The 12700-nt window shown below is 68.7% G+C and carries 10 protein-coding genes and 1 pseudogene; 6 read left to right on the top strand and 5 right to left on the bottom strand.

Going from position 1 to position 12700, the window contains the following annotated elements; all coding sequences use genetic code 11:
* Positions 1 to 45 precede the first annotated feature (45 nt).
* From ACSQ86_RS04265 to ACSQ86_RS04255, 3 genes are all read left to right on the top strand, one after another.
* On the top strand, positions 46 to 2226 hold the full coding sequence (locus ACSQ86_RS04265) for a protein-disulfide reductase DsbD family protein (protein WP_436308529.1): 2181 nt from the start codon (positions 46 to 48) through the stop codon (positions 2224 to 2226).
* Positions 2227 to 2319: 93 nt separating this feature from the next.
* The gene (locus ACSQ86_RS04260; RefSeq protein ID WP_436302796.1) at positions 2320 to 3012 is read left to right on the top strand and encodes a redoxin domain-containing protein; all 693 of its coding nucleotides are present in this window, start codon (positions 2320 to 2322) and stop codon (positions 3010 to 3012) included.
* A gap of 38 nt (positions 3013 to 3050) precedes the next feature.
* Positions 3051 to 3488, top strand: coding sequence for a CoA-binding protein (locus tag ACSQ86_RS04255; protein WP_436302795.1), 438 nt, complete (start codon positions 3051 to 3053; stop codon positions 3486 to 3488).
* A 15-nt stretch (positions 3489 to 3503) separates the two neighbouring features.
* On the opposite strand, the gene ACSQ86_RS04250 is transcribed toward ACSQ86_RS04255, so the two are convergent.
* Complete coding sequence (locus ACSQ86_RS04250) at positions 3504 to 4508, bottom strand: Bug family tripartite tricarboxylate transporter substrate binding protein (protein WP_093111335.1); 1005 nt, start codon at positions 4506 to 4508, stop codon at positions 3504 to 3506.
* Between the two features lie 35 nt (positions 4509 to 4543).
* On the bottom strand, positions 4544 to 5638 hold the full coding sequence (locus ACSQ86_RS04245; RefSeq protein WP_436302794.1) for a tartrate dehydrogenase: 1095 nt from the start codon (positions 5636 to 5638) through the stop codon (positions 4544 to 4546).
* Between the two features lie 106 nt (positions 5639 to 5744).
* Between ACSQ86_RS04245 and ACSQ86_RS04240 the strand changes: the two genes are divergently transcribed.
* The 3 genes from ACSQ86_RS04240 to ACSQ86_RS04230 all read left to right on the top strand — a co-directional run bounded on the left by ACSQ86_RS04240 (position 5745) and on the right by ACSQ86_RS04230 (position 10267).
* A complete protein-coding gene (locus ACSQ86_RS04240) occupies positions 5745 to 6671 on the top strand; it encodes a LysR family transcriptional regulator (RefSeq protein WP_436295428.1) in 927 nt (308 codons plus the stop codon).
* A gap of 23 nt (positions 6672 to 6694) precedes the next feature.
* Positions 6695 to 7798, top strand: coding sequence for a uroporphyrinogen decarboxylase (hemE, locus tag ACSQ86_RS04235; RefSeq protein ID WP_436295427.1), 1104 nt, complete (start codon positions 6695 to 6697; stop codon positions 7796 to 7798).
* Between the two features lie 369 nt (positions 7799 to 8167).
* Complete coding sequence (locus ACSQ86_RS04230) at positions 8168 to 10267, top strand: primosomal protein N' (protein ID WP_436302792.1); 2100 nt, start codon at positions 8168 to 8170, stop codon at positions 10265 to 10267.
* A gap of 7 nt (positions 10268 to 10274) precedes the next feature.
* Here ACSQ86_RS04230 and ACSQ86_RS04225 read toward each other — a convergent pair whose 3' ends face one another.
* The 3 genes and pseudogenes from ACSQ86_RS04225 to ACSQ86_RS04215 form a co-directional block, all read right to left on the bottom strand.
* Complete coding sequence (locus tag ACSQ86_RS04225) at positions 10275 to 10484, bottom strand: hypothetical protein (protein WP_093111325.1); 210 nt, start codon at positions 10482 to 10484, stop codon at positions 10275 to 10277.
* Between the two features lie 154 nt (positions 10485 to 10638).
* Complete coding sequence (locus ACSQ86_RS04220) at positions 10639 to 11658, bottom strand: AEC family transporter (protein ID WP_436302791.1); 1020 nt, start codon at positions 11656 to 11658, stop codon at positions 10639 to 10641.
* Positions 11659 to 11684: 26 nt separating this feature from the next.
* Positions 11685 to 12624 (bottom strand): annotated as a pseudogene (locus tag ACSQ86_RS04215) (phospholipase D-like domain-containing protein).
* Between the last annotated feature and the right edge of the window lie 76 nt (positions 12625 to 12700).

Here is a 12700-nt window from a genome sequence, read left to right as displayed (position 1 = left end):
GGCCACCCGGAACTTCGCCCCGCGCGGGCGCTCCGACTGACCGGCATGGCATTTCTCCCCTCCCTTCGTCTTGCGGCCTTCCTGGCCGCCACTCTCGCGGCCTGCCTGCCGGCTGCGGGCCAGCTGGCTTCCAAGGTCGGACCCGTCGTCACCACGCCCCATGTGCGGGCGGAACTGATCGCCCATGCGCCGCAGGGCGTCGTCGCCGGCGCGCCGGTCTGGGTCGGCCTGCAGATCACGCACCAGCCCGAGTGGCACACCTACTGGAAGAACGCCGGCGACTCCGGCCTGCCGACCGCGCTCGCCTGGTCGCTGCCGGCCGGCATCTCCAACGGCGACATCGCGTGGCCGGTGCCGAAGAAGATCCCGATCGGCACCCTGGCCAACTACGGCTACGAAGGCACGGTGCTGCTGCCGGTGCCACTGACCGTGGCGTCCGACTTCAAGCCCACCGCAAGCCTCGCCGGCGCCAACGGGCTCGACATCAAACTCAAGGCCTCCTGGCTGGTTTGCCGCAAGGAATGCATTCCAGAAGACGGCGAGTTCCTGCTCAAGCTGCCGCTGCAGGGCTCGACCGCACTGCACAAGAGCGCCTTCGACGCCGCTCTGGCCGCCCAGCCGGCCGCGCTCGCGAAGCCGGGCACGATCGCCATCGAGGGCGACAAGCTGCAGGTCCGCCTCGAAGGCCTGCCGGCGGCGGCGCGCGGCAAGACCCTGGAGTTCTTCCCCGAGACCGGCGAGGTGATCCACACGGCGGCCGTGCAGGGCAAGGACTGGACGCAGGCTTGGCAGGGCGACGCCTGGACCGCCACCGTGCCGCTCTCCGATCAGCGCAGCGCCAGCCCGACGACGATGCCGGTGGTGGTCGCCCTGGCCGAGGCCGATCGGCAAGCCGGCCAGCCCATTGCCTGGCGCGCCGAAGCGCCGGTTGCCGGCACCTGGCCGGCCACGGCCCCGCGGGCGGAGGTCTCGCCGGCTTTGCAGGCCGCGCTCGAAGCCAACACCGCGGCGCCCCTGCCGCAACCGGCAGGCAGCTTTGTCGCCGCGCTGCTGGGCGCGCTGCTCGGCGGCCTGCTGCTCAACCTGATGCCTTGCGTGTTCCCGGTGCTCGCGATCAAGGTGCTGGGCTTCACGCGCCAGGCCGAAGACCACAGCGGCCACCGGATGGCCGCCGTCGCCTACACGGCCGGCGTGATGCTGTCCTTCCTGGCGCTGGGCGGCGCGATGCTCGCGCTGCGCGCGGCCGGCGCCGAACTGGGCTGGGGCTTCCAACTCCAGTCGCCGGCGGTGGTGGCCGTGCTGGCCGCGCTTTTCACGCTGATCGGGCTCAACCTCGCGGGCGTCTACGAGTTCCGCATGCTGGCGCCGGCTTCGCTGTGCGGCGCCCAGGCCCGGCACCCGGTGGTCAACGACTTCCTGTCGGGCGTGCTCGCGGTGGTGATCGCCTCGCCTTGCTCGGCGCCTTTCATGGGCGCCTCGCTGGGCTTCGCGATCGGGCTGCCGGCCACGCAGGCCCTGCTGATGTTCGCGGTGCTCGGCTTCGGCCTCGCCCTGCCCTACCTGGCGGCGGGCTTCGTGCCGGCGGTGGCGCGCTTGCTGCCGCGACCCGGACCGTGGATGAACACGCTGCGCCGGCTGCTCGCTTTTCCGATGTTCGCCACGGTCGCCTGGCTGGTCTGGGTGCTGGGCCAGCAAAGCGGTATCGACGGCGCGGGCGCGCTGCTCGGCCTCCTGGTGTGCCTGGCGGCGATCGTCTGGGCGTTCACGCTGCGCGGGCGCACGCGCATCGTGGTGGCCAGCCTGCTGATCGCGGCCACCGCGGTGCTGGCGGGCGCCATCGGCGGCAACGTGATGCGCAGCGCGGCGCCGGCCGTGGCCGCGACCGGCGACCGCTGGCAGCCCTGGTCTGCGACGCGCGTGAGCGAACTCGCGGCCGCCGGTCGGCCGGTGTTCATCGACTTCACGGCCGCCTGGTGCGTGACCTGCCAGTACAACAAGCGCAGCACGTTGGCCGATGCGGCGCTCCTGGCCGAGTTCGATGCCAGGCAGGTCGCCATGCTGCGCGCCGACTGGACGCGCCGCGATCCGGCGATCACCGCCGCGCTGACCGCGCTGGGGCGCAGCGGCGTGCCGGTCTACGTGCTGCAGGCGCCGGGCAAGGCGCCCGTGGTGCTGACCGAAATCCTTAGCAAAGAAGAGGTACGCTCGGCCTTGGCGACGCTTTGACCCCGAGTCTCTACGGGTTGTCACAAGCAGGTGAGAAAACCGCTCTAAGCTGTGGCGGTTGTTGAATATATTGATTGGGAGTTCAAGCTGACCATGCCTTCATCGTCATCCTCCGACTCGCGTTCCTACCGTGCCGCGCGCAATGCCCGCGCGGCCCTGAGCCGGGCCTCGCGCCGCGCCGTGGTGGCCGCCGCGGTGGCGCTCGGCGCCACTTTCCTCATGGGCACCCACGCCATGGCCGCGCCGGCCGTGGGCCAGAAGGCGCCCGATTTCGTCGCCGTCGACACCAGCGGCAAGCAGCACCGGCTGTCGGATTTCGCCGGCAAGTTCGTGGTGCTCGAATGGACCAATCCGGGCTGCCCGTTCGTGCGCAAGCACTACGGCAGCGGCAACATGCCTGCCACCCAGAAGGCGGCCACCGACAAGGGCGTGGTCTGGCTATCGGTCAACTCGACCGAGCGCGCCGCCAGCGACTACCTGAAACCGGCCGCACTCGATGCCTGGATGAAGGAGCAGTCGGCCGCGCCCACGGCCGTGCTGATGGACGAAGACGGCGTGATCGGCCGCGCCTACGCCGCGCGCACCACGCCGCATCTCTTCATCATCGATCCCAAGGGCGTGCTGGTGTACGCGGGCGGCATCGACAGCATTGCGTCGGCGCGCGCCGAGGACATCAAGAGCGCCACCAACTACGTGAACCAGGCGCTCGGCGAAGCCGTCGGCGGCAAGCCGATCAGCGCGGCGGCCACCAAGCCCTACGGCTGCTCGATCAAGTACAAGGCCTGAGCACGGTACGGTTGCGCGCCGCGCCGCAAAATGGCGCGATGAAAGACGCAACCCCACCCACCGACATCGGAGCGCTGCTCGCGCGCACGCGCACCATCGCCGTCGTCGGCCTCTCGCCGAGCCCGCATCGCACCAGCTACGGCGTCTCGCAATACATGAAGGCGCGCGGCTTCCGGATCGTGCCGGTCAACCCGAACACCCGCGAGGTCTTCGGCGAGAAGGCCTATCCGACGCTGAGAGAGGCCGCGAAGCACGAGAAGATCGACCTGGTGAACGTGTTTCGCCAGGCCGAAGACGTGCCGCCGGTGATGGGCGAAGCCATCGCCATCGGCGCACCGGCGCTCTGGATGCAGCTCGGCATCATCAATCAGGCAGCAGCGGCCAAGGGTCGCTCGGCCGGGCTGGAAGTGGTGCAGGACCGCTGCATCATGGTCGAGCATTCGCGGCTCACCAGGGGCGCAACGCCCTGGCGCTAAGGGCCTGCTCAGGCCCTAATCGATCGCGACCTTTCCTTCTTTCACCAGCTTCGCGAACTTCGCCGTCTCCTCGCGGATCCGGCCTGCCATTTCCTGCGAGCTGCCGCCCAGCGGCTCCGCGCCGATGGCCTGCATGCGCTCGGCGAAGTCCGGCGACTGGATGATCTTCACCATCTCCGCGTTGAGGCGCGCCACCACCTCCTTCGGCGTGGCCGCCGGCGCCAGCACGCCGAACCAGGTGCCGATGTCGAAGCCCTTGAGTCCGGCCTCCTCGAGGGTGGGCACCTCCGGCAGCACCGACGAGCGCTTCGCCGTGGTCACGGCCAGCGCGCGCAGCTTGCCGCTCTTGATGTGCTGCAGCACCGGCGTGATGGTGTCGAAGGACATCGCCACCTGGCCGCCGAGCAGGTCGGTGGTGAGCGGGCCGCTGCCCTTGTAGGGCACGTGCAGCAGTTCGGCGCCGGTGCTGGCCTGGAACTGCGTGCCGATCAGGTGCTGCGCGGTGCCGTTGCCGTTGGAGCCGTAGGCCAGCTTGTCCTTCGCGGACTTGGCGAGCGCCACCAGTTCGGCGACGTTTTTGGCCGGCGTGTTGGCGGCGTTGACCACCAGCACGTTGGGCACCATGGCCACGACGGTGATGGGCGCCAGGTCTTTCTGGAAATCGTAGGGCAGCTTCTTGTAGACGCTGGTCGCGATGGTGTGGTGCACCGCGCCCATCAGCAGCGTGTAGCCGTCGGGCTTGGCCTTGGCCACGAAGTCGGCGCCCAGCGTCGCACCGGCGCCGGGCTTGCTCTCGACCACCACGGGCTGGCCGAGGCTTTGCGAGAGTCGGTCGGCCAGCGCGCGGGCCAGCACGTCGGTGGTGCCGCCCGAGGGGAAGGGCACGATCAGACTGATGGGCTTGGCGGGCCAGGGCTGCTGCGCAAAAGCCTGCGTGGACCCCAGCGTGGAGGCCAGGCCGAATGCGAGGGCGCCGGCTTGCACGAAGCGACGGCGGCGGGGCTCGAAGAGGAAGTTCATGCTGTCTCCATGTCGTTGTGTTCGGCGGCGCTCTCTCAGGCCGCGCGGCGCTGCGCCTGCGCGGCGGCGATGTGGCCGCAGACGGCGCGGGTCACGTCGTCGGTCGTCGCGCTGCCGCCGAGATCGCGGGTATGGAGCGCAGGGTTGGCGGTCACATGCTCCACCGCCTCCATCAGGCGCGCGGCGGTCGCGGCCTCGCCCAGGTGTTCGAGCAGCATCACGACCGACCAGAAGGTGCCGACCGGATTGGCCAGGCCCTTGCCCATGATGTCGAAGGCGGAGCCGTGGATCGGCTCGAACATCGAGGGGTAGCGGCGCTCGGGATCGATGTTGCCGGTGGGCGCGATGCCCAGGCTGCCGGCCAGCGCGGCCGCCAGGTCGCTCAGGATGTCGGCATGCAGGTTGGTAGCGACGATGGTGTCGAGCGTGGCGGGGCGGTTGACCATGCGCGCGGTGGCGGCGTCGACCAGTTCCTTGTCCCAGGTGACATCGGGAAACTCCTTCGCGATCTGCACCGCGATCTCGTCCCACATCACCATCGCATGGCGCTGCGCGTTCGACTTGGTGACCACGGTCAGCAGCTTGCGCGGGCGCGATTGGGCGAGCCGGAAGGCGAAACGCATGATGCGCTCGACGCCGGCGCGGGTCATCATGCTGACGTCGGTCGCGGCCTCGATCGGATGGCCCTGGTGCACGCGGCCGCCGACGCCGGCGTACTCGCCCTCGGAGTTCTCGCGCACGATCACCCAGTTCAACTGCTCGGGCGTGCAGCGCTTGAGCGGCCCGTCGATGCCCGGCAGGATGCGCGTCGGCCGCACGTTGGCGTACTGGTCGAAGCCCTGGCAGATCTTCAGGCGCAGGCCCCACAGCGTGACGTGGTCGGGGATGTGCGGGTCGCCGGCAGAGCCGAACAGGATGGCGTCCTTGTCGCGCAGTGCGGCCAAGCCGTCGTCCGGCATCATCACGCCGTGCTGGCGGAACCAGTCGCCGCCCCAGCCGAAATCCTCGAACTCGAAGTTCAGCTGGCCGCCCGAGGCGGCGGCCAGCGCTTCCATCACCTGACGGCCGGCCGGGATCACTTCCTTGCCGATGCCGTCGCCGGGAATGGTGGCGATGCGGTATGTCTTCATGAGTCAGCCCCTGTTGAAAAGATGGGCTGACTGTAGGAGCCGGACAGCTCTACGATGCGGGCCTGGATTCAAGCCATCGTTAACCTGCGTTCAACAATCGATACCCATGACCAGCGGCATCCAACCGGCCGAGCTCGGCTTCTTCTCGGCGCTGGCGAGCGCCCCCAGCCTGAGCGCTGCCGGCCGCGACCTGGGGATCAGCACGGCCGCCGTCAGCAAGCGGCTGGCGCAGATGGAAGGCCGCCTGGGCGTGACGCTGGTCAACCGCACCACGCGCCGCATGAGCCTCACGCCCGAGGGCGAGGTGCTGCTCGAACGCGCACGCAGCATCCTCGACGAGATCGCCGACCTGGACGAACTGCTGAGCCAGTCGAAAGGCAGCCCCAAGGGCCTGCTGCGCGTGAACGCGACCCTGGGCTTCGGGCGCACGCATGTGGCGCCGGTGATCTCGCGCTTCGTGCGCAGCCATCCGGAGGTCGACGTGCAGCTGCAGCTGTCGGTGAATCCGCCGCCCTTCAGCGACGATGCCTTCGACGTCTGCATCCGCTTCGGCGAGCCGCCGGACGCACGCGTCATCGCGCGGCGCATCGCGGCCAACCAGCGCCTGCTCTGCGCCTCGCCCGCCTACCTGGCGCGCTGCGGCCAGCCGAAAGTGCCGCGCGACCTGATGCGTCACAACTGCATCGGCATCCGGCAGGGCGACGAGGCCTACGGCCTGTGGCGCCTGAGCACCGGCCGCGGCGCGCGCCAGCGCACCGAGGCCATCAAGACGCGCGGCAGCCTCACGACCAACGACGGCGAGATCGCGGTCAGGTGGGCGCTCGACGGGCATGGCATCGTGATGCGCGCGGAATGGGACATCAACCGCTACCTGCGCAGCGGCCGCCTGGTGCAGGTGCTGCCCCAGTACCGCACGCCCGGGGCCGATATCTACGCGGTCTATCCACAGCGCTACCAGCTGTCGACGCGCGTGCGCGCCTTCGTCGACTTCCTCGCACAGGCATTGGGGCAGGCCGGGCGCGCCGCCGAATGAGCCTGCCCTGCGACAATCGCAGGATGCCTTTCGCGCCACTTCAGAACGACACTTTCCTGCGCGCCTGCTGGCGCCAGGCCACCGATCACACCCCCGTCTGGCTGATGCGCCAGGCCGGGCGCTACCTGCCCGAATACGTGGCGACGCGGGCCCGCGCCGGCAGCTTCATGGGCTTGGCCACCAACGTGGACTACGCCACCGAGGTCACGCTGCAGCCGCTCGAGCGCTATCCGCTCGATGCCGCGATCCTGTTCTCCGACATCCTCACGGTGCCCGATGCGATGGGCCTGGGCCTCTCCTTCGAGGCCGGCGAAGGGCCGCGTTTCGCACGGCCGGTGCGCGACGAAGCCGCGATCGGCGCGCTCGCAGTGCCCGACATGGCCAAGCTGCGCTACGTGTTCGACGCGGTCGCATCGATCCGCCGCGCACTCGATGGCCGGGTGCCGCTGATCGGCTTCTCGGGCAGCCCCTGGACGCTGGCCTGCTACATGGTCGAGGGGGCAGGATCGAGCGACTATCGGCAGGTCAAGACCCTGCTCTACAGCCGCCCCGATCTCATGCACCGCCTGCTCGCGGTGAATGCCGATGCCGTGGCCGCGTATCTCAACGCGCAGATCGACGCCGGCGCGCAGGCCGTGATGGTGTTCGACAGCTGGGGCGGCGTGCTGGCCGACGGCGCCTTCCAGGATTTCAGCCTGGCCTACACCGCGCGCGTGCTCGCGCAGCTGAAGCGCGAAGGTGCCGACGGCCTGCCGGTGCCGCGCATCGTCTTCACCAAGGGCGGCGGACTCTGGCTCGAAGACATGCGCGCGCTCGACTGCGAGGTGCTGGGCCTGGACTGGACCGTCAACCTCGGCCACGCACGCGCACTCGTGGGCGAAGGTGCAGGGGCCAAGGCGCTGCAGGGCAACATCGATCCCAACGTGCTGTTCGCCGCGCCCGCGCAGATCGAGGCCGAGGTGGCGAAGGTGCTGCAGAGCTTCGGACGGCCGCACACCGATCGCGCTTCGACCGGGCCGACCCACATCTTCAACCTGGGCCACGGCATCAGCCAGTTCACGCCACCCGATCACGTTGCGGCGCTGGTCGCTGCGGTGCATGCGCAATCGCGCGCGCTGCGTGTCTGAAGCGACTGTTATAGGTTGTAAGTACCTAAGAACGACCGATTCGCATTTGTCAAGTCGAAAGGGTGAGGACCGACTGACTTATGCACAAAACACTTGCTGCGCTGCGCAAAAATATCTTTGGACCGCAAATCCCTGCTCCTAAAGCGATAGCGTCGCTAAGTCATTGATTTATATGGACTTTGAACTTTGCTTTTTTTGCGGGCATTCCAGCCGGAGCCTTGATTTTCAAGGGCTGGCGGCGAGTCGGGCCCGGATATCAACAAAGTTATCCACACAAACTCTGGATGGCTTCCAAAGCGCAGGCAAATCAACGACTTAAGCCGCATTGCTACAACTTGCTTTAACCAACGGCCGTAACAGGACCACGCCTTGAACTGGCGCATCGACGTCGCGGTCCAGACTCCTGCGCACAGCGCATTAGGGGATGTACTGAGCTACGCCAGCGCCGAAACGCCGGCCATCGGGTCCTTGCTGCGGGTGCCGCTGGGTCGTCGCGAGGTGCTGGGCGTGGCATGGGCGGTCCATGCGCTCGAGGACGGCGCGGCGCCCGCCATGGAACTCAAGCCCGTCGCCGCCGTGCTCGATGGGTTGCCGCCGCTGAACGATGCCTGGCGCGACCTGGTGGCCTTTGCCGCCCGCTACTACCAGCGCTCGCTCGGCGAGATTGCGCTGGCCGCGCTGCCGCCCCAGCTGCGCGACCTGAGCGCGGTGCAGCTGGCGCGGCGGCTCAAGCGCCAAGCCGTGCCGGCGCACTCCCCTGCCGCCGGCACGGCGCCCGACGGCCTGGCACTGTCTGCCGAGCAAGCCGACGCACTGGCCCGCTTCGATGCCGAGACCGGCCCCTTCCTGCTGTTCGGCAGCACCGGCAGCGGCAAGACCGAGATCTACCTGCAGGCCGTGGCGGCGCTGCTGGCGCGCGAGCCCTCCGCGCAAGCGCTGGTGATGGTGCCCGAGATCAACCTCACGCCGCAGCTCGAAGCACGCTTCAAGGAGCGCTTCGGCGACGGCACCGTGGTCTCGTTGCACAGCGGCATGACGAATCCGCAGCGCCTGGCCAGCTGGCTCGCGGCGCACAACGGCGCAGCGCGCATCGTGCTCGGCACGCGCATGGCAGTGTTCGCGTCGATGCCGGCGCTGAAGTTGATCGTGGTCGACGAGGAGCACGACCCCAGCTACAAGCAGCAGGAAGGCGCGCGCTACTCGGCGCGCGACCTGGCGGTGTGGCGCGGCCAGCGCGAAGGCGCGAAGGTGATGCTCGGCTCGGCCACGCCCTCGCTCGAAAGCTGGCACCAGAGCCGGCCGGCCGCGGGCGAGGATGCCGGCGGGCGCTATCTGCGGCTGGCGATGCCCTCGCGCATCGGCGCCGTGGCGCTGCCCGCCGTTCGGCTGGTCGACATGAACCTGCAGCCGCCCAGGACCGTGCTTTCGGCCGCGCTGCTCGATGCCATCGGCCAGCGCATCGCGCGCGGCGAGCAAAGCATGGTGTTCCTCAATCGGCGCGGCTATGCGCCGGTGCTGGCCTGCGGCGACTGCGGCTGGAAGAGCGAATGCCCGCACTGCAGCGCCTACCGCGTGTTCCACAAGATCGACCGCACGCTGCGCTGCCACCACTGCGGCTTCACCGAGCGCGTGCCGCGCGCCTGCCCGGCCTGCGGCAACCCCGACATCGCGCCGGTGGGCCGCGGCACGGAACGTCTCGAGGAGCACCTGGGCGAGCTGTTCGCGAGCGTGAAGCGGCCCGATGGCAGCGCGGTGCGCATCGCGCGCATCGACGCCGACAGTACGCGCCGCCAAGGCGCGCTCGAATCGCAGCTCGCCGCCGTGCATGCGGGCGAGGTCGACGTGCTGGTGGGCACGCAAATGATCGCCAAGGGCCACGACTTCCGGCGCATCACGCTGGTGGCCGCGGTCAATCCCGACGGCGCGCTCTTCTCGAGTGATTTCCGCGCGCCGGAACGGCTGTTCAGCCTGCTGATGCAGTCGGCGGGACGCGCGGGACGCGACGCCGCCTATCTTTCAGCGCAGGGCGCGACCGCCGAGATGTGGATCCAGACCCACCATCCGCAGCATGCGCTGTTCGCGGCGCTGCGCCGGCATGACTACCCGGCTTTCGCCCAGCGCGAACTCGAAGAGCGCGCCGCTGCCGGCATGCCGCCCTACGCCTTCCAGGCGTTGCTGCGGGCCGACGCCCGTACGCAGGAGGCGGCACAGGCTTTTCTGAATGCCGCCAGCGAGGCGGCCGATGCGCTGGAAGGGGCCGAGCGCGTGACCCGCTACCCGGCCGTGCCGCTGGCGATCCAGCGCGTGGCGAATGTGGAGCGGGCGCAGATGCTGGTCGAAAGCGCGTCGCGCGCGGCGCTTCAGCGCCTGCTGGCGGCCTGGCAGCCGCTGTTGCACGAACTGCGACGGCAGCCCGAGGGCAAGGGCGTGATCCGCTGGCTGGTCGACGTGGACCCGCACAGCATCTGAGTGCGGCTCAGGGCAGGCCCACGGGCTGCTTGCCCATCTCGATATAGCGCAGTTCCGACCGGCGCCGCCGGTGCGAATGACCCGGCCATGCGAACAGCAAAAGGCTCGCTGCGCCCGTCGCGAGCGCACTACCGATGCCCAGCGCACCCACGAGCCAAAGCCAACTGACGGTAGCGAGCCACGCTACCCAAAGCACCCAGCGCGTCAAAGTCGTCATGCCGTTCCCCCGGTATCTGGCGCCACTTTAGCAGCGCGAATGCAAACCTAAGCATTAGTCAAAAGCAATAGTTCACACTATCCACCGAGGAGTGACGGCGTCTTGTAGGAAATATTCTGAAACAGAGATTGCCGACGGCAATGGGCTTCCGAAGTTAGCCCCGACTAGCCATCCATCTCACCGCCAGGGGAAAGCTGAAGAAGGCTGCCACGGTGGTCCACAGAATGACGCGCGCAATGCGCCCGTTGTCGGCGCCGAAGCGCTCGGCCAGCATCGACACGTTGCTTGCGCTCGGCAGCGCGGCCACCAGAACGATCGCCATCAGCGCCGGTTGGCCGAGCGGCAGGCCCAGCGCGATCGCGCCTCGCGCGAGGCCATAGACCAGCAAGGGATGCAGCAGCAGCTTGATCGCCGCGACGCAGAGCACGTCGGCAAGCGGCGCCTTTCGCAGCGGCTGCGAGGCGCTGCCCATCGCGGCGGCGACGAGCGCGCTCGCCCGGTGCTTGCGCGCCAGCAGCGACGAGCGCGCCAGCACCGCGCCGATGGTGAACAGCGCCACCGGCGAGGCGGCATCGGCCAGCATCGCGATCGTGCGTTCGACCGGCGCCGGGAGCCCAAGGCGCGTGGCCGATGCCAGCCCGCCGAGCACGATGGCCCATGGCATCGGGTTCTGCACGATGCCGCGCAAGGCCTGTCGGGCTGCCTTGGCCGCACCGTGCTCGTCGGCGCCGGCCAGGCGCGACAGCGCGATGCACAGCGAAGAGGTCACGACCAGATCGAAAGCGATCGTGATGATCATCGGAGACGCCGCCTGCGTGCCGAGGATCGCGACCAGCAGTGGCACGCCCATGAAGCCCGTGTTCGGAAACGCAGCCACCAGCGCACCGAAGGCCGCATCGTTCCAACCGATGCGCTGCCTGCGCGCCAGGGCCACCGTGGCTGCAACCACGATCAACGCGCTCGCCCCCCACACCAGCGCCACGCCGGCATCGAGCAGCTGCGCGATCGGCGCTGCAGCGCCGAAGCGAAACAGCATGCACGGCAGCGCGAAATAGAGCACGAAGGCATTGAGCCCCGGAATTGCCGCGAGCGGCAGCGCACCGGTGCGAGCCGCTGCGTAGCCGGCCGCGATCAAGGCGAAGAAGGGGATGGTGACGAAGAGGATCTGCAGCACGCGGGCGATTGTCGTTGCCGCGGTACTCAGAGCTGCGGCCCCAGCAGCGCGGCCAGGTGCTCCATCAACTTCTCGCGCCATGGCCGGTCCTGCCACTGGGCGAAGCTCACCGCCTTGCTCTTCGCGAGATCGTCCTCGAACACCGCCACCTGCGCCCGGGCGAAGGCCTCGTCGTAGATATTGAGGTTGGCCTCGTCGTTGAGGCGCAAGGAACGGTTGTCGAAGTTGGTCGAGCCGACAGACACCAACAGGTCGTCGACCACCATCACCTTGCAGTGGTACATGGTCGGCTGGTATTCGCTCATCTGCACGCCGGCTTCGAGCAGCGGACCCCATCCGGCGCGCGACGCGCGGCGCACGGTCTGCGCGTCCCACCTTGTAGCGCGAGTCGCGCCAATGGTCGGGGTCCTGCGCGTTGCCGGTCCACTCGGGCGCGATGCCCACGCCGCCGGTGAAGCCCACCACGCCGTCGACCACCAGCAGCTTGCGGTGCGTGCGGTTGTTGAAACGCGCGATGTCGTACCAGCTCGGCTTGTGGAACCCGCGGATCTCCACGCCTGCTTTTTCCATCGATTGCAGAAGCTTCTCCTCGATCTTCTGGCTGCCTACCCAGTCGAGCAGCACATGCACCTTGATGCCGGCGCGGGCGCGTTCCGACAGCGCATCGGCAAAGGCGCGGCCGATGTCGCCGGACCAGTAGATCTAGGTCTCGAAGGTGACGCTCTTCTTCGCGCCGCGGATGGCCGCGAGCATCGGCGGCAAGATCCGGTCGCCGTTGATCAGCGCCTCGAACCGGTTGCCCTCCGTGACCGGCGGCCCGAGCAGGACGCCCATCGCACGGCGGAATTGCGCATCGTGCAGGCTGTACTCGCGCTCGATGTGCTGCTCGATCTTCTTTTCGCCGGGCAGGAAGTTCAGCACGACCAGCGTTGCCGCCACCGTGGCGAGCGCGGACCAGAAGGCGATGGTGAGCGGATGTCTTGTTTTCTACATGCGGCGGCGCCGATCACAAATGCGAACGGGTTTAACACCGCCATACATC

Origin of the sequence: Variovorax sp. LjRoot130 (assembly GCF_964253755.1) — a bacterium.
GTDB lineage: Bacteria > Pseudomonadota > Gammaproteobacteria > Burkholderiales > Burkholderiaceae_C > Variovorax.
Note: the sequence above shows the minus strand (reverse complement) of the source record. Positions and strands in the feature narration are given on the sequence as shown.

What these genes read in the sequence shown, in the direction of transcription:
- ACSQ86_RS04265 (WP_436308529.1), top strand. Translation starts at nt 46, where the DNA reads ATGGCATTTCTCCCCTCCCTTCGTCTTGCGGCCTTCCTGGCCGCCACT.
- ACSQ86_RS04260 (WP_436302796.1), top strand. Translation starts at nt 2,320, where the DNA reads ATGCCTTCATCGTCATCCTCCGACTCGCGTTCCTACCGTGCCGCGCGC.
- ACSQ86_RS04255 (WP_436302795.1), top strand. Translation starts at nt 3,051, where the DNA reads ATGAAAGACGCAACCCCACCCACCGACATCGGAGCGCTGCTCGCGCGC.
- ACSQ86_RS04250 (WP_093111335.1), bottom strand. Translation starts at nt 4,508, where the DNA reads ATGAACTTCCTCTTCGAGCCCCGCCGCCGTCGCTTCGTGCAAGCCGGC.
- ACSQ86_RS04245 (WP_436302794.1), bottom strand. Translation starts at nt 5,638, where the DNA reads ATGAAGACATACCGCATCGCCACCATTCCCGGCGACGGCATCGGCAAG.
- ACSQ86_RS04240 (WP_436295428.1), top strand. Translation starts at nt 5,745, where the DNA reads ATGACCAGCGGCATCCAACCGGCCGAGCTCGGCTTCTTCTCGGCGCTG.
- hemE (WP_436295427.1), top strand. Translation starts at nt 6,695, where the DNA reads ATGCCTTTCGCGCCACTTCAGAACGACACTTTCCTGCGCGCCTGCTGG.
- ACSQ86_RS04225 (WP_093111325.1), bottom strand. Translation starts at nt 10,484, where the DNA reads ATGACGACTTTGACGCGCTGGGTGCTTTGGGTAGCGTGGCTCGCTACC.